The sequence below is a fragment of the Cellulophaga baltica genome, assembly GCF_018861125.1.
Taxonomy (GTDB): domain Bacteria; phylum Bacteroidota; class Bacteroidia; order Flavobacteriales; family Flavobacteriaceae; genus Cellulophaga; species Cellulophaga baltica_A.
This window is the reverse complement of the sequence record NZ_JAHKQN010000004.1, coordinates 34,887-52,250: the sequence shown is the minus strand read 5'-3', so window position 1 is coordinate 52,250 and position 17,364 is coordinate 34,887. Positions and strand designations below refer to the sequence as shown.

Here is a 17,364-nt window from a genome sequence, read left to right as displayed (position 1 = left end):
ATACAAATTTGTGCAAAAATTCTGGAAAGAAGTGGGAATTTTAATCGTTTATAATATATTTATGATAATTAGTTTTGACTCAAAAAGCTTATAAAGACAAATCAAATTCCTGTCTTAAAAGATCAATTACAGGATTTTTTTCTCTAAGTTTTTCGTATTTCTCTTCAGGTGTGAAAGCAAATTTTGTATTGGTAGTTTCATTTACAGTTATTTTTAAGCTGATAAAATGATTGTTCAATTTTGCTCTTAAATACTCCATCAAATCAAACTGCTCGCGTTCAATTTCTTTTTTCATAGTGCCGTTTGGTAATTCAATCCATAAGACAAAATTTTCTAAAAGCTTGGGAGTATCTGTATTTAGGTTTGATGCCAATATTTTACGTCCGTCATTATCAATTTGAATTACAAAATCAGCCCAGTGTTTTTGCATTTCTTCTTCACTAAAAACAGATTTAGGAAGCTTACTTTCATCAATTACTACTTCTTTTTTATTTAATTGGTGTTCTTTTTTTCTTTTTAAACTTGATAGTGATAAACCTGAAACTCTGTTTGAAGGGCTTTTAATATCTATTTTAGTAATAGGCTTTTTTTCTTCAACAACAGTGTTCGTTGGAGTAGGAGTGTTTGCTGTATTTGACTTATAATTACTCGGTTCTTCTGAAACTGCTGAAGTTTCAGGATCAGTTTCTGGTGTACTTGTTGGTTTTTTAGTGCTATCTAACTGTTCGTTTACTGGTGTTGGTAGCTCTTTTGTGGTTAATAAATCACCAGGTTTGCCACCCGTTTTCTTAAAATCTCCATTTTGGTAGTATGAAGCTGGAGCAATATAATTAGCTACTGAATTAGATTTTTTTTTTCTCCATCAAAATCGATAGAGGCTAATTTCATTAGTGCTAATTCAACTAACAGTCGCTGATTTCGGCTTGTTTTATATTTAAGATCACAATCATTAGCAATGTCAATTGCTTTCATTAAAAATGAAGGTGTTGTTTTTTTAGATTGTTCTAAATATAATTTCTTAGCTTCTTCACCCACTTCTAAAAGTTCAATAGTAGATTGGTGTTGACATACCATTAAATCACGGTAATGTGAAGCAAGGCCAGTTATAAAATGATGCCCGTCAAAACCTTTTGCAAGCGTATCATTTAATAAAACTAGTAATTCAGGAATATTATGTGCTAAAATTAAATCAGTAGCAGTAAAATACGTATCATAATCTAAAACATTTAAGTTTTCAGTTACAGCTTTTCTTGTAAGGTTTTTTCCTGCAAAGCTTACAACCCTATCGAAAATAGATAAAGCGTCACGCATAGCACCATCTGCCTTTTGAGCAATAATATGTAACGCATCATCTTCAGCTTCAATTTCTTGATTTTCTGCAATATATTTTAAATAATCTGCAGCATCTTTGACTGTAATACGTTTAAAATCAAAAATTTGGCAACGAGATAAAATCGTTGGTATAATTTTGTGTTTTTCGGTAGTAGCTAATATAAAAATTGCATGTTTTGGTGGTTCTTCAAGTGTCTTTAAAAAAGCATTAAAGGCAGCTTGTGATAACATGTGAACCTCATCAATAATATAAACCTTGTATTTTCCAACTTGTGGAGGTATACGTACTTGGTCTGTTAAACTACGAATGTCATCAACGGAGTTGTTTGATGCGGCATCTAATTCAAAAACATTAAAAGCGTAATCTTCATCAGAGTTTTGAGTGCCATCTTCGTTAATTTTCTTTGCTAAAATTCTAGCGCAAGTAGTTTTACCAACTCCTCTTGGTCCGCAAAATAATAAAGCTTGTGCTAAATGGTTATTTTCTATTGCATTTAAAAGGGTATTGGTAATCGCTTGTTGCCCAACAACATCCTTAAATGTTTGAGGTCTATACTTTCGAGCAGATACTACAAATGGTTCCAAATACTAAACTTTTAAATGATTATAGTTGTGAAAACAACGTATTACAAATATAAATATAGCAAGTTGTTTTATAAACGATTTGAATAAATTTAGCAGCTTATTTATCAACAATTGAGTTACCTTTGCTATTAGCAGGCTACCTTATCGCGGTTTGAGCAATCAAAACGAGGAAAGTCCGGACACCATAGTGCAGTATAGCGGGTAACGCCCGTCATTCTTAATTGAATAGGACTAGTGCAACAGAAAGTATGTACAGATAATGCTGTAGTGAAACCAGGTAAACTCTATACGGTGAAACGTCATGTATATCAGCTTTAAGAGCGGCACGCTCGTGCTGAAGGGTAGGCGGTTAGAGCTTTTGGGTAACTAAAAGTCGAGATAAATGATAAGGAAAACCCCGAACCTAGTTTAGGGTTTACAGAATCCGGCTTATGGCCTGCTATTTTTATTTATAACTGTCTGACATTTAATCTGCTCACCATGAAACATTTATTTTTGTTTTTATCAATTTTATTGTTTTTCAATTGTGATAATGATTCTAGTGTAGAGAACAATCAAGAAAATGAAGAGCTAGTTGATGTTGAATTGGATGAAGAAAATGACACCCCTGAGAATTTAGAAGTTTATAATGCTGATGTAATATCAGAAAGTCTTGTTTTTGTTGTTGAAAATGGAGGTGACGTAGCCTATGTGGTTAATAAAGACGGTGAGGAATTGTATAATTGGAATTTTGATAACAATTTAGGAAATGACTTAGAGCTTTTACCAACGGGACAAGTTTTAGGAATATTCAAACCAGATAATACTTCGTTTAGTTTTGGTGGTTATGGAGGAATTGTTCAGATTATTAACTTAAATGGTTCTATTGAATGGGAGTATACTTATAATTCTGATGATTTTCTTGCGCACCATGATGTGGAACTTTTACCTAACGGAAACCTTTTAATAATGGCTTGGGAAAGAATTTCTCCAGAATTAGCAGCAAGTAAAGGTGTATTTGTTAATCATGATTTATTTCCTGAAAAATTAATAGAGGTTGACTATGTTACTAAAGAAATTGTTTGGGAATGGAGAAGTTGGGATCATATTATTCAGAATTTAAATGAAGGTTTTGATAGTTATGCTGAAATATCGGAATACCCTAATAAGATTGATATAAATTATTATGATGAGCCAAATGGCGATATCATGCATGCTAATGCTATTGAGTATGATTCAAATAAAGATATAATTTATTTAAGTGTTAATTACTATAGCGAAGTTTGGGTTATTGATCATAGCACAACTACCGAAGAAGCATCTGGCTTTGTTGGTGGTACTTATAATCTAGGTGGTGATTTGATATATCGCTTTGGGAATCCTAAAGCTTATGATAATTTAATGGGAGAGCAAATATTTGATCGTAACCATTTTCCTAATTTAATTGAAGCTGGTTTTCCTGGTGAAGGTAATTTAATGGTTTTTGATAATGGGAGAACTGCTCAGCAGTCTACTGCGTATGAATTAGAAATTCCTGAAAATTTTAATCTTATAGCGAATACTGATAATGAGCCAAATGTTGTTTGGAGTTTTACAGATTCAAATATGTTTAGTGAGCGAGTTTCTAGTGCTGTAAGATTGTTAAATGGGAATACATTAATTTGTGAGAGTGATTATGGGTTTTGGGAAATAACGGAAACAGGAGAAATAGCTTGGAAGTATAAAAAAGAAGGTAGCTTCTGGAGGTGTTATGCTTTTGAGAATAACAATCCAGTGCTACCTATTTTAGGTTTATAAGTCTAGGTGTTTTAACAATTAACCTCTTCTTCTTTCTAAAAGAATCATCATCATTAAGCCTAGTAATATTCTTTGTTCGTCGTCAACATCTATATCGGTTAATTTATTTACTTCAAATTTTCTACCGAAAAAAGAAGCTTCTTTTTTTAAACGAGCAACATTATTTCCATCTAAATCGGTAACTATATACGAAGGATTAAATAAATAGCCGGTAAACATACCTAAAATCGGTATTTCACCCATTAAGCTATCAATAACTTTTACCCAAGCGTTTTCTTCACGAATGTGATATTGTAATTTTTGATGTTGGTCAATTAATTCATATTTAGCTTTCCATATTGATGCCCATCCTTTTCTGGCAACTTTGCCTAATTCACTGCCGTTGGCATCTGTAAAACTATAAGCGGTAGAAAAATCTATCCACTTATCAGCATTAATTTTGAAGTTGACTTTTGATTTTGTTTCATCTTCGTAAATAGAAATTGCTTCTTTTAGTTTAAACATTTTCTGTTTTACATAGGCAACTGTTTGTCCGTTGGCATCTGTTGCAGTAAAATCATTGCTAAATGACGAAATTTTAAATACGAATTTTAAAGGAAAGCTTAAGTTATTCATTGGTTGTATATTTTTATTATAACTAACGCTTAATTATCTTAGTTGGTATTATAGGTCAAAAAAATTAAACTGCATCAAAAAAACTAAAAACACTGCCACCGTATTTTCTTTGTTTTGTAAAATTTGGTAATGATGATAAATCTGTGTGTTTAGAATGTTCTATAATCAATACACCATCTTCCAAAAGCATTTTTTTTTCAAACACTAATTCTGGTATTTTAGAAAAATCTTCAATGTCTAAATCGTAGGGTGGATCTGCAAAAATTACATCAGCTTTAATTAATGCTTTTTCAAGATAATTAAACACGTCACTTTTAATAGTTGTAATAGGTAAATCAAGAGCTTCGGCAGTATCTGTAATAAATTTTACACAACCTTGGTGAGCATCAACACTAACTAGGTTGGTACATCCTCTTGATCCAAATTCAAAGGCAATATTTCCTGTGCCAGAAAACAAATCTAAAACAGATATATCGGTAAAATAATAATCGTTATTTAATATGTTGAATAGGCCTTCTTTAGCCATATCTGTTGTTGGTCTCACAGGTAATTTTGCTGGAGCAACAAGTCTTCTTCCTCTATATTTTCCTGATATTATTCGCATTAAAAAGCACTTATTGTGGTAAAGTCAATAGTGTTATCACTACTGTTTTCTGTATGGTTTGATAGTTTTGAAGGGATGTAAACATCAATGTTTCTAATGTATTTATAACATATGTTGTATAAATCATCATCTTCTTCAATGGTGCCAAATAACCTTACTTTAATTGTTTCGGTATCTAACTTTAACTGCTCAATGGTAAAAAGTATGTAGTAGATAAAGTCTTCTTTTGTTTGAAAGCTAAAGCTATTAAAAAATAATAACTTCTTGTTAGCGATAACAGTAATATCTAGCTGATTCTCTAAAACATGTACATAGCAAATAGGTTCTTTACCACTATTGAAGTTATTCAATAAAGTTTCAATTAAAATTGTACCGTTATGTTTGTATTCAAACTCACCAAAAAGATCATAAATATAATTGTTGATGTTTACAAATGGTACATATACATTTACCATGTCGTATGCTGTAATCTCATCAAAATCTAAATGATCGTTTGCAAGTATTTTGGCATTGTACTTTAAATAGTTTGCTAATTCATTTTTATCAAACAAAGCTTTTGGTACAAGGCTGAAAAGCATATTGTTATGGATTACAATAATATCAGAGAAAGACATTTTTGTAATACCATTACTTACTAATAGCTCTTCTAATTTTTTTTGAACTTGAAAAGGAATTTGTTCCTCATCAAAATGTAAGCTTTCTTGTTTGATAATTGTGTTTTTAATAGTATCTAAAACACAAAAAGAAAGTCCATTCAAACTAATTTGAATGGACAATTTTATATAGCTCAAAGTTGAGCTTTTTATACTATTGTTTGTCTCTTTTTCTGTCATATATCGGTGGCCAGTTACCATTTGTACTTACCTCTTCTAATGAACCAACTTTAATTGTAGCTCCATTAACCTCTTCAACATTTACGTGACTTTTTTCTCTAGCAACTAAATCTTTTGGTTGATCATATAAAACAACTTCTTTAGGAGTGAAAACTTCGTATACTGGTACTTGGTAGCCACTTTTTTCGATTTGCTTAGCTGTCATTTGGAATTTTTCTCCGTTTGGAGCTCCAGGAACATTCATCAAAGTTTTGTAACGACTATCTTTTTTAAATAAAGAATCTTTTACAGCAACAAAATCTAAAGTATCAATAATTTTTCTTTCTGTAAGCATATCAATACCAAAATCTTCATTGTATTCTAAGTAAGATGTATCTCTTTGTTGTGTGATAACATATTTACCGTTGTCAATGAAGTTTATTAATGTTTTAAAATCTTTTGCAAATGTTCCATTAGAAAGTTTATAAGCATCTTGTGCGTTTCTAATATCTTTTAAAGAATTGATTACTTTTTGGAATCTTTCTTCTTTAACTTTAGCAAATTCGATTGGTGCATTTACAGATTGATAAATCAAGTATCCAAATCCAAGTGCAGCAATCCAAAGTACAATTTGTAAAACAGTTTTCATTATATAGTATTATTTTAAATTATGTCGTTGTCACAAATCTACAATTTTTTTTTAATCACAAAAGTATTTGTGCTTAAAAATCATTATTATCTTTGATGTTCTATGAAAGTCCTTACTCCAGCTAGTTTCAGCGCTATTTTAAAAGATAAATTTCCACATACTCCAACACTAAAACAAGGTCTTGCTCTTGAAGATTTGGCAGATTTTGTTTTGTCAAAAGAAAAAGATGGTCTTTTTTTATTAAAGGGATTTGCTGGAACTGGTAAGACTACTATAATTGGTACAATGGTGTCTAGTTTATGGCACACAGTTATGAAAACTGTTTTAATGGCTCCAACGGGTCGTGCGGCTAAAGTAATGTCAAACTACTCAAAAACTCAGGCGTATACTATTCATAGAAAAATTTACGTACCTCGTAAACAGAGTGGTGGATCAGGCGTGCAGTTTGTTTTAGCGCCCAATAAACATAGGAATACTATTTTTATTGTTGATGAAGCTTCAATGATACCAGATACTCCTGCAGACTCTAAACTTTTTGAAAATGGATCTTTGTTAGATGATTTAATTCAATATGTTTATGCTGGTCATGGTTGTAAATTAATTTTAATTGGTGACACAGCCCAATTACCACCAGTTCGGCTAGATTTAAGTCCAGCATTAGATGCAGATAGATTATCATTGAATTATAATAAAGAAGTAAAGGTTTTAGAGCTGAATGAAGTAGTGCGTCAAGCAGAAGATTCTGGAATTTTATATAATGCTACCAATCTTAGGGAGCAATTGCAAAGTGAATTTTATGATGATTTTAAATTTGATGTTGCTCCGTTTGTTGATATTGTTCGTTTAATTGAAGGAAATGAGATTCTAGAAGCAATTGATGATTCTTATGTCACGAACGGAAAAGAGGAAACAGCCTTTATAGTCCGCTCTAATAAAAGAGCCAATTTATATAATGAAAATATAAGACAACGTATTTTATTTCTAGAACATGATTTGGCGGTAGGTGACTACATGATGGTAGTAAAGAATAACTATTTCTGGTTAAAGCCAAATACTGAAGCAGGCTTTATTGCCAATGGTGATATTATTGAAGTGCTTGAAATTTTTTCAATAAAAGAAATATACACTTTTAAATTTGCCGAAGTAAAAGTGCAAATGGTTGATTACCCAAATCAACCACCTTTTGAAACTGTTTTGTTATTAGATACAATTACTGCCGAGGCACCATCTTTACCATACGAAGACGGAAATAGATTATACCAAGAGGTAATGAAGGATTACGAAGGCGAAACATCAAAATATAAAAAGTTTTTGGCTGTAAAAAACAATCCGTTTTTCAATGCTTTACAGGTGAAATTCTCTTACGCAATTACCTGTCATAAATCGCAAGGTGGACAGTGGGATACTGTTTTTGTAGAGCAACCATACATGCCAAATGGGATGGATAAAGAAAATATGCGTTGGTTGTATACTGCATTAACAAGAGCGAAAAGTAAATTGTATTTAATAGGTTTTAAGAATGATTTTTTTCTTGATTCAGAATAATGTATTTTAGTTTGCTCAAACGAATAACATGACTACAGAAACTATTTTAAGTATTTTTTTAGGGGTTGGTTTAGCTGCTTCGGTAGGTTTTCGTGTTTTTTTACCACTTTTTGCGCTTAGTTTAGCTTCTTATTTTAATTTTTGGGACTTAAATAATAGTTGGGAGTGGATAGGGAGTTTGGCGGCAGTTATTGCTTTAGGTGTAGCGACAATAGTAGAGATATTTGCATATTTTATTCCTTGGGTTGATAATTTGTTAGACAGTTTGGCAGTGCCTCTTGCAGGTATTGCAGGTACAGCAGTAATGGTTTCAACAGTAGCTAATTTAGATCCAGTAGTTACTTGGTCATTAGCAATTATAGCTGGTGGCGGTACTGCAACAGCAATCAAAGGAGCATCAGCAACAAGTCGTTTGGCTTCAACTACAACAACGGGTGGTTTGGCAAATCCAATAGTTTCAACAATTGAGACAGGTACAGCGGTAGTTGTATCTACAGCATCTATATTTGCACCAGTTTTAGCAGGGGTTTTGGTAGTGATTATCTTATCATTTATATTCTGGATTTACAGAAAAATACGACCTCGAAATACAAAAATTTAAATTCTTATAGAATTAATGAAAAGAATAGCAATGATACCCGCGCGTTATGCGGCATCTCGTTTTCCTGCAAAATTAATGCAAGATTTACAGGGCAAACCAGTCATTTTGAGAACTTATGAAGCAGCAGTAAATACTAGCTTGTTTGATGATGTTTTTGTGGTGACCGATAGCCAAATTATTTATGATGTAATTGTAAATGCAGGCGGTAAAGCAATTATGAGTTTAAAAGAGCACGAATGTGGTAGCGATCGTATTGCAGAGGCTGTTGAAAGTATGGATGTAGATATCATCGTAAATGTTCAAGGTGATGAACCTTTTACGGATAAAGAAAGTTTAGCAAGTGTTTTAAACGTTTTTGATGAAGATCCAGAAAAAGAGATTGATTTAGCTTCGTTAATGGTAAAAATTACAGATTGGGATGAAATTAGTAACCCTAATACGGTAAAGGTTATTGTAGATACTAATAACTTTGCTTTATACTTTTCTCGTTCGCCAATACCATACCCAAGAGCTAAGGAAGTTAATAGTATTTATTACAAACACAAAGGTATTTATGCCTTTAGAAAACGTGCATTGATGGACTTTCAAAGGTTGCCAATGTTACAATTAGAAGCAAGTGAGAAAATTGAAGCCATTCGATATTTAGAATATGGAAAAAAATTGAAAATGGTTGAAACCGATGTGACGGGTATTGAAATTGATACTCCTGAAGATTTAGAAAGAGCAAAGAAAGCATGGAAATAGATTATAGTAATATTAAGGTTATTGGTTTTGATGCCGATGATACACTATGGGTAAATGAAACCTATTTTAGAGATGCAGAAGAAGAGTTTGCTAGTTTGCTAGAAGGTTATGAAACCAAAAATAAAATAGATCAAGAGCTTTTTAAAATGGAAATTAAAAACCTAAATCTATACGGCTATGGCGTAAAAGGTTTTATGCTTTCTATGATTGAAGCGGCTTTAGACTTGTCTAATAAAAAAGTTTCTAATGAAACTATGGAAGCCATTTTAAATATAGGTAAACATATGATTACGCGCCCTGTGGAATTGTTAGATGATGTTGAAGATGTTTTAAAAGAGCTCTCAAAGAAATATAGATTGATTGTTTTAACCAAAGGTGATTTGTTAGATCAAGAACGTAAAGTTGAAATGTCCAATTTATCTGAATATTTTCATCATGTTGAAGTTTTAAGTGATAAAAAAGAAACTAATTATCAAAACCTTTTAGATCATTTAGAAATTGATGTTAATGAGTTTTTAATGATTGGGAACTCTTTGCGTTCTGATGTTTTACCGCTTGTTAATTTAGGAGCAAAAGCAATTCATGTGCCTTTTCATACCACTTGGGAACATGAAACAGTGACTGATAATGATACAAAAGGAAAAGACTATCAAACCATTGGTAGGTTGAGTGAACTTTTAAAATTAGTGTAATTTATGAAAGTCATTGCTATTGATACTTGGAATAGAAAAGAACATTATGAGTTTTTTAATACATTTTCAGATCCTTATTTTGCGGTAACTTCAAAGGTTGATGTAACAGTTGCAAAACAATATGCTAAAAAAAATGAACTATCATTTTTTGGAGTGTATTTACATGCATGTATGCAAGCCATTAATAGCGTCGAAAATTTTAAATATAGAATTGAAGATGATAAAGTTGTTAGATATGATGTAATTCATGCATCGGCAACAATGATAAGACCTAATCAAACTTTTGGTTTCACGTTTGTGAATTATAATGAAGACTTAAATTCATTTATAAAAAACGTACAACTAGAAAAAGAACGCATTTTAAATTCAAATACACTTTTTCCGCCCACCAATACTTTAGATTGTATTTATTGCTCTGCAATGCCTTGGGTAGATTTTACAGGACATAAAGAACCAGTTAGTGGCCAAAAAGAGTCAGTGCCCAAGTTAGCTTTTGGTAAAGTGACTGAAGTTAATGATAAGTTAGAAATGTCAGTAGCTGTGAGTGTTAATCATGCCTTAGTTGATGGTTATCATGTAGGGCAATTTTTAGAAAATTTTCAAGAATTTTTAAATTCTTATAAATAACAGTTTAGTTAATGAAGTACAGGAATTTTCCGATGGTACCAAGAGTTGTTTTTGGTGATAATAGTTTTTCTCAACTAGGAGAAATACTTATGCCAAAACGCAAAAACTCAGAAGCTCCTTTTATATATTTAATTGATGATGTTTTTGAAACAAAAGAGTTGATTTCAAAAATACCGTTGCTTTTTGATGATCAAATTATATTTATTTCTTCAGAAGAAGAACCAAAAACGGCACAAGTTGATGCTGTTGTAGCTATTATAAAAGAAACCTTTGCTGAACTTCCTTCCGGAATTATAGGTATTGGCGGTGGTACTTTGCTCGATATGGCTAAAGCTGTAGCAATTATGCTAACAAATACGGGTAGTTCAGTAGATTATCAAGGTTGGGATTTGGTGAAAAAACCTGCTATCTACCATGTTGGTATCCCGACAATATCAGGAACAGGAGCAGAAGTTTCAAGAACTACTGTTTTAATGGGGCCTGAAAAAAAATTAGGTATTAATTCCGATTTTACACCTTTTGATCAAGTTGTTCTTGATCCTAATTTAACTATAGGGGTTTCAAAAGAACAATGGTTTTATACGGGTATGGATTGTTATATTCATTGTATAGAGTCATTAAACGGGACCTATTTAAACGCTTTTAGCCAGAGCTATGGTGAAAAAGCTTTAGAACTTTGTAAAGAAGTGTATTTAAGCAATATTTCAGCTGAAGATTCTCGTGATAAATTAATGATGGCTTCTTGGCATGGTGGCATGAGTATTGCGTATAGCCAAGTAGGTGTTGCCCATGCAATGAGTTATGGTTTGGCTTATGTATTAGGTGTAAAGCATGGTATTGGTAATTGTTTAGTTTTTCAATATTTGGAAGAATTTTATCCTGAAGGGGTAAAAGTTTTTAAACAAATGCAAGAAAAACATCAAATCAAATTGCCTAAAGGGGTATGTGCAGGTTTAACTGATGAACAGTTTGAAACTATGATAAATGTTTCTTTTGGGTTGGCACCACTTTGGGAGAATGCTCTAGGTGAAAACTGGAAAGAAATTATGACTTATGATAAATTATTATCACTTTATAAATTGATATAGTTCAGATGCACGCAATTGCAAAATTTATTTATTTTAAAATAATGGGTTGGTCACTAGTAGGTGATTTTCCTGATGTTAAAAAATGCGTTATGATTGTTGTGTCGCATACAAGTTATTCTGATTTTTTTTTAGGATTATTAGTTCGTAAAATATGGCAAGAAGAAATAAATTTTATTGGTAAAAAAAGTTTGTTTGTAGGGCCTATTGGTTGGTATTTAAAAAAAGTTGGTGGTGCGCCTATTATTAGAAATAAAAATAGTGATACAGTTTCTGCAATTGCGGCTATTTTTAAATCTAAAGAAAAGTTTAGGCTTTCATTATCCCCAGAAGGAACAAGAGATAAAGTTACAGAATGGAAGACAGGATTCTATTTTATAGCAAAAAAAGCTGAAGTTCCAGTGGTAATGGTCGCATTTGACTACGGAAAAAAACAAATAAAAATATCTAAGCCTTATTTTACAACTGATGATCAAGAAGCTGATTTTAAGTTGTATAAGTCTTTTTTTAAAGGGGTGCTAGGTCGGATTCCTAAAAAAAGTTTCATTGTAGATTAATTTTTTTCATTTTTTTAAAACCCTGTTTATAAAAGTCTCGTAAGTATGGGAAATTATAAAAAACAAAGAAAATGAAAAATTCAATTTTTAACTTCGGCCTTACCATGGCAATTACTTCATTAACGTTAATTTCATGTGATAATAATGACGATGATAGCTCAACTGTAGATACAGAATTTGAAACTGCGCAATTATTTGCTTCAAACAATTCAGACGGTAAAGTTACTATATATGATATGAATACTGGTGATGTGAAAACATTAACTACAAGTTCAGACGCTGCAGAAGGTATTTATTATGATGAAGATTCTGATGAAATTATTCAGGCTTCAAGATCTTCAAACCAATTAAACGTGTATTCGGGAATTTCTACCTATTTGGCTAGTACAACAATTTCTGCTTCTTTTTCTAGTTCTTCTGATGTAGAGAGCCCTAGAGATATAGCAGTAAATGGTGATTACCTTGTTGTAGCTGATAATGCAGATGTTGATGGTGATACAGAAACTGCTGATGGAAGATTATTTGTGTATACAATCGCAGATGGATCTATAACTCTAAGAAATATCATTACTACGGATATTGCGTTGTGGGGAATCGAGTTTGTTGGTGATGATTTATACGCTGTAGTTGATAAGACTAATGAATTAGCAGTATATACTAGTTTTACAGCTACAAATACAACTGATGCTGTTGTAAGTGCATCAAAAAGAATTGCAATTGAAGGTATCGTGAGAACGCATGGTTTAGCATATGATAATGGAACTATGATTTTAACTGATGTAGGTGATGCTGCCTCTGATAGTGATGGTGCTTTTCATATTATAACTGATTTTGATTCTAAATTTAATGCTGTTGCAGATGGTGAAACTATGGTTTTAGCTAACAATCAAGTAAGAGTATCAGGTAGTAGTACTTTTTTGGGTAATCCTGTTGCTACTGAATATGATGCAGACTCTGAAACTGTTTTTATAGCAGAAGCAGCAAATGGAGGCGGTAAAGTATTAGCTTTCTCAAATGCTAGTGCTGGTGGAGATATTGCACCAAGCATTAATAATACTTTAGCAAGTGCTTCTTCATTATACTTCTACTCAAACTAATAAAAGAATTTAGTGTAAGTTTTTTTAAGTGTTTTAAAAAAAAGCCTGTTGATTTAATCAACAGGCTTTTTTAATATTATATTATAATAGAAATTATTCTTGCATTGAGTGATATACATTTTGCACATCATCATCTTCTTCAAGCTTCTCTAGTAGTTTTTCAACATCAGCAGCTTCTTCTTCATTTAAAGGTTTTGTTACTTGTGGTATACGTTCAAAACCAGAAGATAATATTTCAATTTCTCTTGTTTCTAATTCTTTTTGAATAGCACCAAAGCTTTCAAAAGGAGCGTAAATTAAAATTCCGTCATCATCAGCAAAAACCTCTTCAGCACCAAAATCAATCATTTCTAATTCAAGTTCTTCAGGGTCAATACCTTCAGCAGGTATTCTAAAATTACACGTATGGTCAAACATAAATTCTACAGAACCAGAAGTTCCCATGTTTCCATTACATTTGTTAAAGTAGCTACGCACATTGGCTACGGTTCTAGTATTATTGTCAGTTGCTGTTTCTACTAAAATAGCAATACCGTGTGGTGCATAACCTTCAAAAAGTACTTCTTTAAAATCACCTAAGCTTTTGTCACTCGCACGTTTTATAGCACGTTCAACATTATCTTTAGGCATGTTAACAGATTTCGCATTTTGAATAACAGCTCTTAGTCTGGCATTTGAATCTGGGTCAGGACCACCTTCTTTTACTGCCATCACAATATCTTTTCCAATACGCGTAAACGCTTTAGACATTGCAGACCATCTTTTCATTTTACGTGCCTTTCTAAACTCAAAAGCTCTTCCCATTTCTAAAAGTGATTATAAAATTAGTTTTACAAATTTAATATAATTTAATACTTGAACAAGTGTAATATTGGTGCAATCTTATTCACTTTGTATAATAGACTCAATGATTTTGGCTAATTTGAAATCTTTTTCAGTTACACCTTCAGCATCGTGCGTATTTAATCTAATTTGAAGTGAGTTGTAAACATTTGTCCATTCTGGGTGGTGATTTTGTGCTTCACATTCAAAAGCAATTCTTGTCATTACCGAAAATGCATCTTTGAAATCGGCAAATTCAAATGATGTTTCAATAGCTCCATCAACATATTCCCAACCTTCTAATTGTTCTAATTCTTTTTCAATGTTTTTTAAATCAAGCTTTTCCATAAATCTATATTTTATCCGATTACGTGTTCTTCAATTACTTCTTCGTAAGTGGTTTGGTAGTTTTTTGGTAATTTATTGTCTTTTGGCAATACTGCTAAATAGCGCTCTTCATTAGTGGTGTAAACTCTTTTGAATAAAGGGTTAAAGCTACCCACTCGTTTTAAAATTTCATTTATAAACTCATCATGATGTACCAAATCATTACTTCCTAAATGATAAATTCCACTTTTATCTTTACTAATTAGATAATGAATTTGCTGTGTTAGTTTTGTGTCGTTAGTGACATTCATTATTAAGTTAGGGAATACTTCAACAGGTTCATTATTACTAATGTTCGTTTTCATTTCTTTTACGCGAGGTGAACCGTTGCCAAAAACCATTGGCACTCTTAAAATCACCATTTTTTCTTTTGGGATACGTAAAAGCATATTCTCGATTTTTATTTTTAACCGACCATAAATGCTTTCTGATAATGTTTTGTCGTACTCATAAGAAGGGTATTTGCTATAGGCATCAAAAACATTGGCTGAAGAGATAAAAAATAATTTACATTTTTTATTTAAAACATACTCTACCAAATGTTGGTGAGCGATAATCTGTTCTTGAAAATTTCCTCGTAAGGCTGAAATAACAATGTCTGGTTTAGTTTCTCCTAAAACATCAAAAACATCATCTTCTTCTAAATTGTATTTAAAAAATTGTTTATTACTCTCAAAAGACCTTCTTGCAGCATTATAGGTGCCAAACGTGTTAAAGTAGTTACATAACTCTTTATATATAGCGTTGCCAATGAAACCACTGGCTCCAAGAATAAGAATTCTTTTCTTTTCCAAATATTAAAATATTGACTGTTGTGTTTCTGTCGTTAATCTTTCCAATGCTAGCATGCCTAATTTAGAGTTTCCTTTTTTGTTTAAACCAGGAGACCATGTTGCTACACAAAAATGATTTGGTAAAAGTGCTACAATACCACCACCAACACCACTTTTTCCAGGTAAGCCGACCTCAAAAGCAAATTCTCCGGCTTCATCATAAAAACCGCAGGTTAACATAATAGCGTTAATTCTTTTTACTTGGCTGGTGGTTAAATAGGTTTTGTTTTGCAAACACTTACCGCGATTCATAAATATAAAAAACACTTTGGTAAGTTGTGCGCAAGTCATTGTTAAAGAACACTGATGAAAATAAAAGTCAAGAACGGTATCTACATCATTTTTTAAATTGCCGTAGGACTTTAAAAGATTAGCAGCAGCATAATTATTAAACCCAGTTTCTTTTTCTGACTGAGCAACTTTTTCATCAAAGTTAATACTTTTATCGCCTGAAATATCTTGAATAAAAGTTAAAAAATTTTCTTTCGGGTTTTTTAGCTTTGAAATTAAAATATCAGCAACTACAATAGCTCCTGCATTAATTAAAGGATTTCTTGGAATTCCATTTTCAAGTTCTAAAAGTGATAAATGGTTAAAAGGGTCACCAGATGGCTCTACATCAACACGTTTCCATAAATCCTCACCAATTAAGCTTAAAACGAGACTCAATGATAAAACCTTAGAGATACTCTGTATAGAGAATTTCTCTTGTGCATCACCAGAAGAAAACTCATTTTTATCTTTATCAATTAAATGAATGCCAAATTTGTTGACATCAATTTTTGATAGTTCAGGTATGTAAGTAGCTATCTCACCTTTGCTTTTTGAGGTAGAAGCTTCTTTGTGAATTGTATTTAATATAGTAGTGTAGTCAATCATTAACTTTTATAAAATGGTAATTTAATAACTGTTGCAGGCACAGCTTTTTTTCTAATTTGAATATAAATTTTAGAACCTATTTTACTTTGATCAACAGGAACATAACCTAAGCCAATACCTTTGCTCAATGAAGGTGACATAGTACCTGAAGTTACAATACCAATTTTTTCGCCGTTTTCGTTTACAATATCATAATCATGACGAGGGATTCCTCTTTCATCTAATTCAAAAGCAATTAGTTTTTTTGAAATTCCAGTATCTTTTTGTTTTGCTAAGTTTTCACTGTTGACAAAATCTTTAGAGAATTTAGTAACCCAGCCTAAACCAGCTTCTAAAGGAGAAGTAGTATCATTAATATCGTTACCATATAAACAATACCCCATTTCTAAACGTAATGTATCTCGAGCGGCTAAACCTATAGGTTTAATGCCAAAATTTTCTCCAGCTTCAAAGACCTTGTTCCAAACCTGTTCAACTTCGTCATTTTTACAATAAATTTCAAATCCACCAGAACCTGTGTAACCTGTAGCTGAAATAATTACATTTTCAATACCTGCAAAATCAGCGACCTTAAAATTATAAAATTTAATAGCGGCTAAATCTATTGATGTTAATGATTGCATTGCATCAACTGCTTTTGGACCTTGAATAGCTAATAATGAATACCCTTCTGATATATTGCGCATATCAGCATTAAATTCTTTATTGTATTTTGAAATATGATTCCAGTCTTTATCAATATTTGATGCGTTTACTACTAATAAATATTGTTCTTCTTTAATTTGGTAGATAATTAAATCATCAACTATACCACCAGTTTCATTAGGCATGCAGCTATATTGAGCTTTACCTATTTCTAATTTTGTAGCATCATTAGAGCTTACTTTTTGAATAAGAGCTAAAGAATTAGGGCCACTTATTAAAAATTCCCCCATGTGAGAAACATCAAAAACACCAACACTATTCCTAACCGTTTCATGTTCAATATTTACACCTTCATAAGATACAGGCATATTATAGCCTGCAAAAGGAACCAGTTTGGCGCCTAGTTGTTCATGTAATTGAGTTAAAGCGGTATTTTTCATATATCAGATTTTAAGCTTCAAAATTATTGAAAATATA

Annotated in this window: 18 protein-coding genes, 1 other RNA gene and 1 pseudogene; 10 read left to right on the top strand and 10 right to left on the bottom strand. The window is 31.9% G+C overall.

The features are described 5' to 3' along the window. Positions 1-88: 88 nt before the first annotated feature. Positions 89-1,917: pseudogene (locus tag KO500_RS00305) on the bottom strand (DNA polymerase III subunit gamma/tau). Positions 1,918-2,045: 128 nt separating this feature from the next. Between KO500_RS00305 and rnpB the strand changes: the two are divergent. Next, positions 2,046-2,364, top strand: an RNA gene (rnpB, locus tag KO500_RS00300) — RNase P RNA component class A. A gap of 33 nt (positions 2,365-2,397) precedes the next feature. Continuing rightward, entirely contained in the window at positions 2,398-3,693 is a 1,296-nt protein-coding gene (locus tag KO500_RS00295; protein ID WP_215954496.1) for an aryl-sulfate sulfotransferase, read from the top strand. Positions 3,694-3,711: 18 nt separating this feature from the next. Here KO500_RS00295 and KO500_RS00290 read toward each other — a convergent pair whose 3' ends face one another. From KO500_RS00290 to KO500_RS00275, 4 genes are all read right to left on the bottom strand, one after another. Continuing rightward, entirely contained in the window at positions 3,712-4,308 is a 597-nt protein-coding gene (locus KO500_RS00290; RefSeq protein ID WP_215954495.1) for a hypothetical protein, read from the bottom strand. Between the two features lie 64 nt (positions 4,309-4,372). Continuing rightward, positions 4,373-4,912 (bottom strand): RsmD family RNA methyltransferase, encoded by a 540-nt coding sequence (locus tag KO500_RS00285; protein WP_215954494.1) that lies wholly within the window; start codon positions 4,910-4,912, stop codon positions 4,373-4,375. Further along, entirely contained in the window at positions 4,912-5,703 is a 792-nt protein-coding gene (locus KO500_RS00280) for a DUF3822 family protein (RefSeq protein ID WP_252732392.1), read from the bottom strand. The genes KO500_RS00285 and KO500_RS00280 overlap by 1 nt, the downstream gene beginning before the upstream one ends. A gap of 16 nt (positions 5,704-5,719) precedes the next feature. Next, positions 5,720-6,373 carry a hypothetical protein gene (locus tag KO500_RS00275; protein WP_215954492.1) on the bottom strand — a complete coding sequence of 218 codons (654 nt, stop codon included), beginning with the start codon at positions 6,371-6,373 and terminating at the stop codon, positions 5,720-5,722. A gap of 102 nt (positions 6,374-6,475) precedes the next feature. Between KO500_RS00275 and KO500_RS00270 the strand changes: the two genes are divergently transcribed. The 8 genes from KO500_RS00270 (at position 6,476) to KO500_RS00235 (ending at position 13,321) form a co-directional block, all read left to right on the top strand. Beyond that, positions 6,476-7,918, top strand: coding sequence for an ATP-dependent DNA helicase (locus KO500_RS00270; protein ID WP_215954491.1), 1,443 nt, complete (start codon positions 6,476-6,478; stop codon positions 7,916-7,918). Between the two features lie 28 nt (positions 7,919-7,946). Continuing rightward, complete coding sequence (locus tag KO500_RS00265; RefSeq protein WP_215954490.1) at positions 7,947-8,519, top strand: DUF4126 domain-containing protein; 573 nt, start codon at positions 7,947-7,949, stop codon at positions 8,517-8,519. A gap of 15 nt (positions 8,520-8,534) precedes the next feature. After that, entirely contained in the window at positions 8,535-9,263 is a 729-nt protein-coding gene (gene kdsB, locus KO500_RS00260; protein WP_252732391.1) for a 3-deoxy-manno-octulosonate cytidylyltransferase, read from the top strand. Further along, the gene (locus KO500_RS00255) at positions 9,254-9,955 is read left to right on the top strand and encodes an HAD family hydrolase (protein WP_215954489.1); all 702 of its coding nucleotides are present in this window, start codon (positions 9,254-9,256) and stop codon (positions 9,953-9,955) included. The genes kdsB and KO500_RS00255 overlap by 10 nt, the downstream gene beginning before the upstream one ends. A 3-nt stretch (positions 9,956-9,958) precedes the next feature. Further along, positions 9,959-10,582: a chloramphenicol acetyltransferase gene (locus KO500_RS00250; protein ID WP_215954488.1), complete on the top strand. Its 624-nt coding sequence runs from the start codon at positions 9,959-9,961 to the stop codon at positions 10,580-10,582. An 11-nt stretch (positions 10,583-10,593) separates the two neighbouring features. Continuing rightward, positions 10,594-11,670 (top strand): iron-containing alcohol dehydrogenase family protein, encoded by a 1,077-nt coding sequence (locus KO500_RS00245; protein ID WP_215954487.1) that lies wholly within the window; start codon positions 10,594-10,596, stop codon positions 11,668-11,670. 5 nt (positions 11,671-11,675) lie between these two features. After that, positions 11,676-12,224, top strand: a complete 549-nt coding sequence (locus KO500_RS00240; protein WP_215954486.1) for a 1-acyl-sn-glycerol-3-phosphate acyltransferase — start codon at positions 11,676-11,678, stop codon at positions 12,222-12,224. Positions 12,225-12,295: 71 nt separating this feature from the next. Next, positions 12,296-13,321 carry a hypothetical protein gene (locus tag KO500_RS00235; RefSeq protein WP_215954485.1) on the top strand — a complete coding sequence of 342 codons (1,026 nt, stop codon included), beginning with the start codon at positions 12,296-12,298 and terminating at the stop codon, positions 13,319-13,321. Positions 13,322-13,414: 93 nt separating this feature from the next. On the opposite strand, the gene KO500_RS00230 is transcribed toward KO500_RS00235, so the two are convergent. From KO500_RS00230 to gcvT, 5 genes are all read right to left on the bottom strand, one after another. Next, positions 13,415-14,125, bottom strand: coding sequence for a YebC/PmpR family DNA-binding transcriptional regulator (locus KO500_RS00230; protein WP_215954484.1), 711 nt, complete (start codon positions 14,123-14,125; stop codon positions 13,415-13,417). A 78-nt stretch (positions 14,126-14,203) separates the two neighbouring features. Further along, positions 14,204-14,491 carry a 4a-hydroxytetrahydrobiopterin dehydratase gene (locus KO500_RS00225; protein ID WP_215954483.1) on the bottom strand — a complete coding sequence of 96 codons (288 nt, stop codon included), beginning with the start codon at positions 14,489-14,491 and terminating at the stop codon, positions 14,204-14,206. A gap of 11 nt (positions 14,492-14,502) precedes the next feature. Beyond that, positions 14,503-15,324, bottom strand: a complete 822-nt coding sequence (locus KO500_RS00220; RefSeq protein WP_215954482.1) for a sugar nucleotide-binding protein — start codon at positions 15,322-15,324, stop codon at positions 14,503-14,505. A 3-nt stretch (positions 15,325-15,327) separates the two neighbouring features. Further along, positions 15,328-16,242, bottom strand: a complete 915-nt coding sequence (locus tag KO500_RS00215) for a glutaminase (protein WP_215954481.1) — start codon at positions 16,240-16,242, stop codon at positions 15,328-15,330. Continuing rightward, positions 16,242-17,327: a glycine cleavage system aminomethyltransferase GcvT gene (gene gcvT, locus KO500_RS00210; protein ID WP_215954480.1), complete on the bottom strand. Its 1,086-nt coding sequence runs from the start codon at positions 17,325-17,327 to the stop codon at positions 16,242-16,244. The genes KO500_RS00215 and gcvT overlap by 1 nt, the downstream gene beginning before the upstream one ends. Positions 17,328-17,364 lie beyond the last annotated feature (37 nt).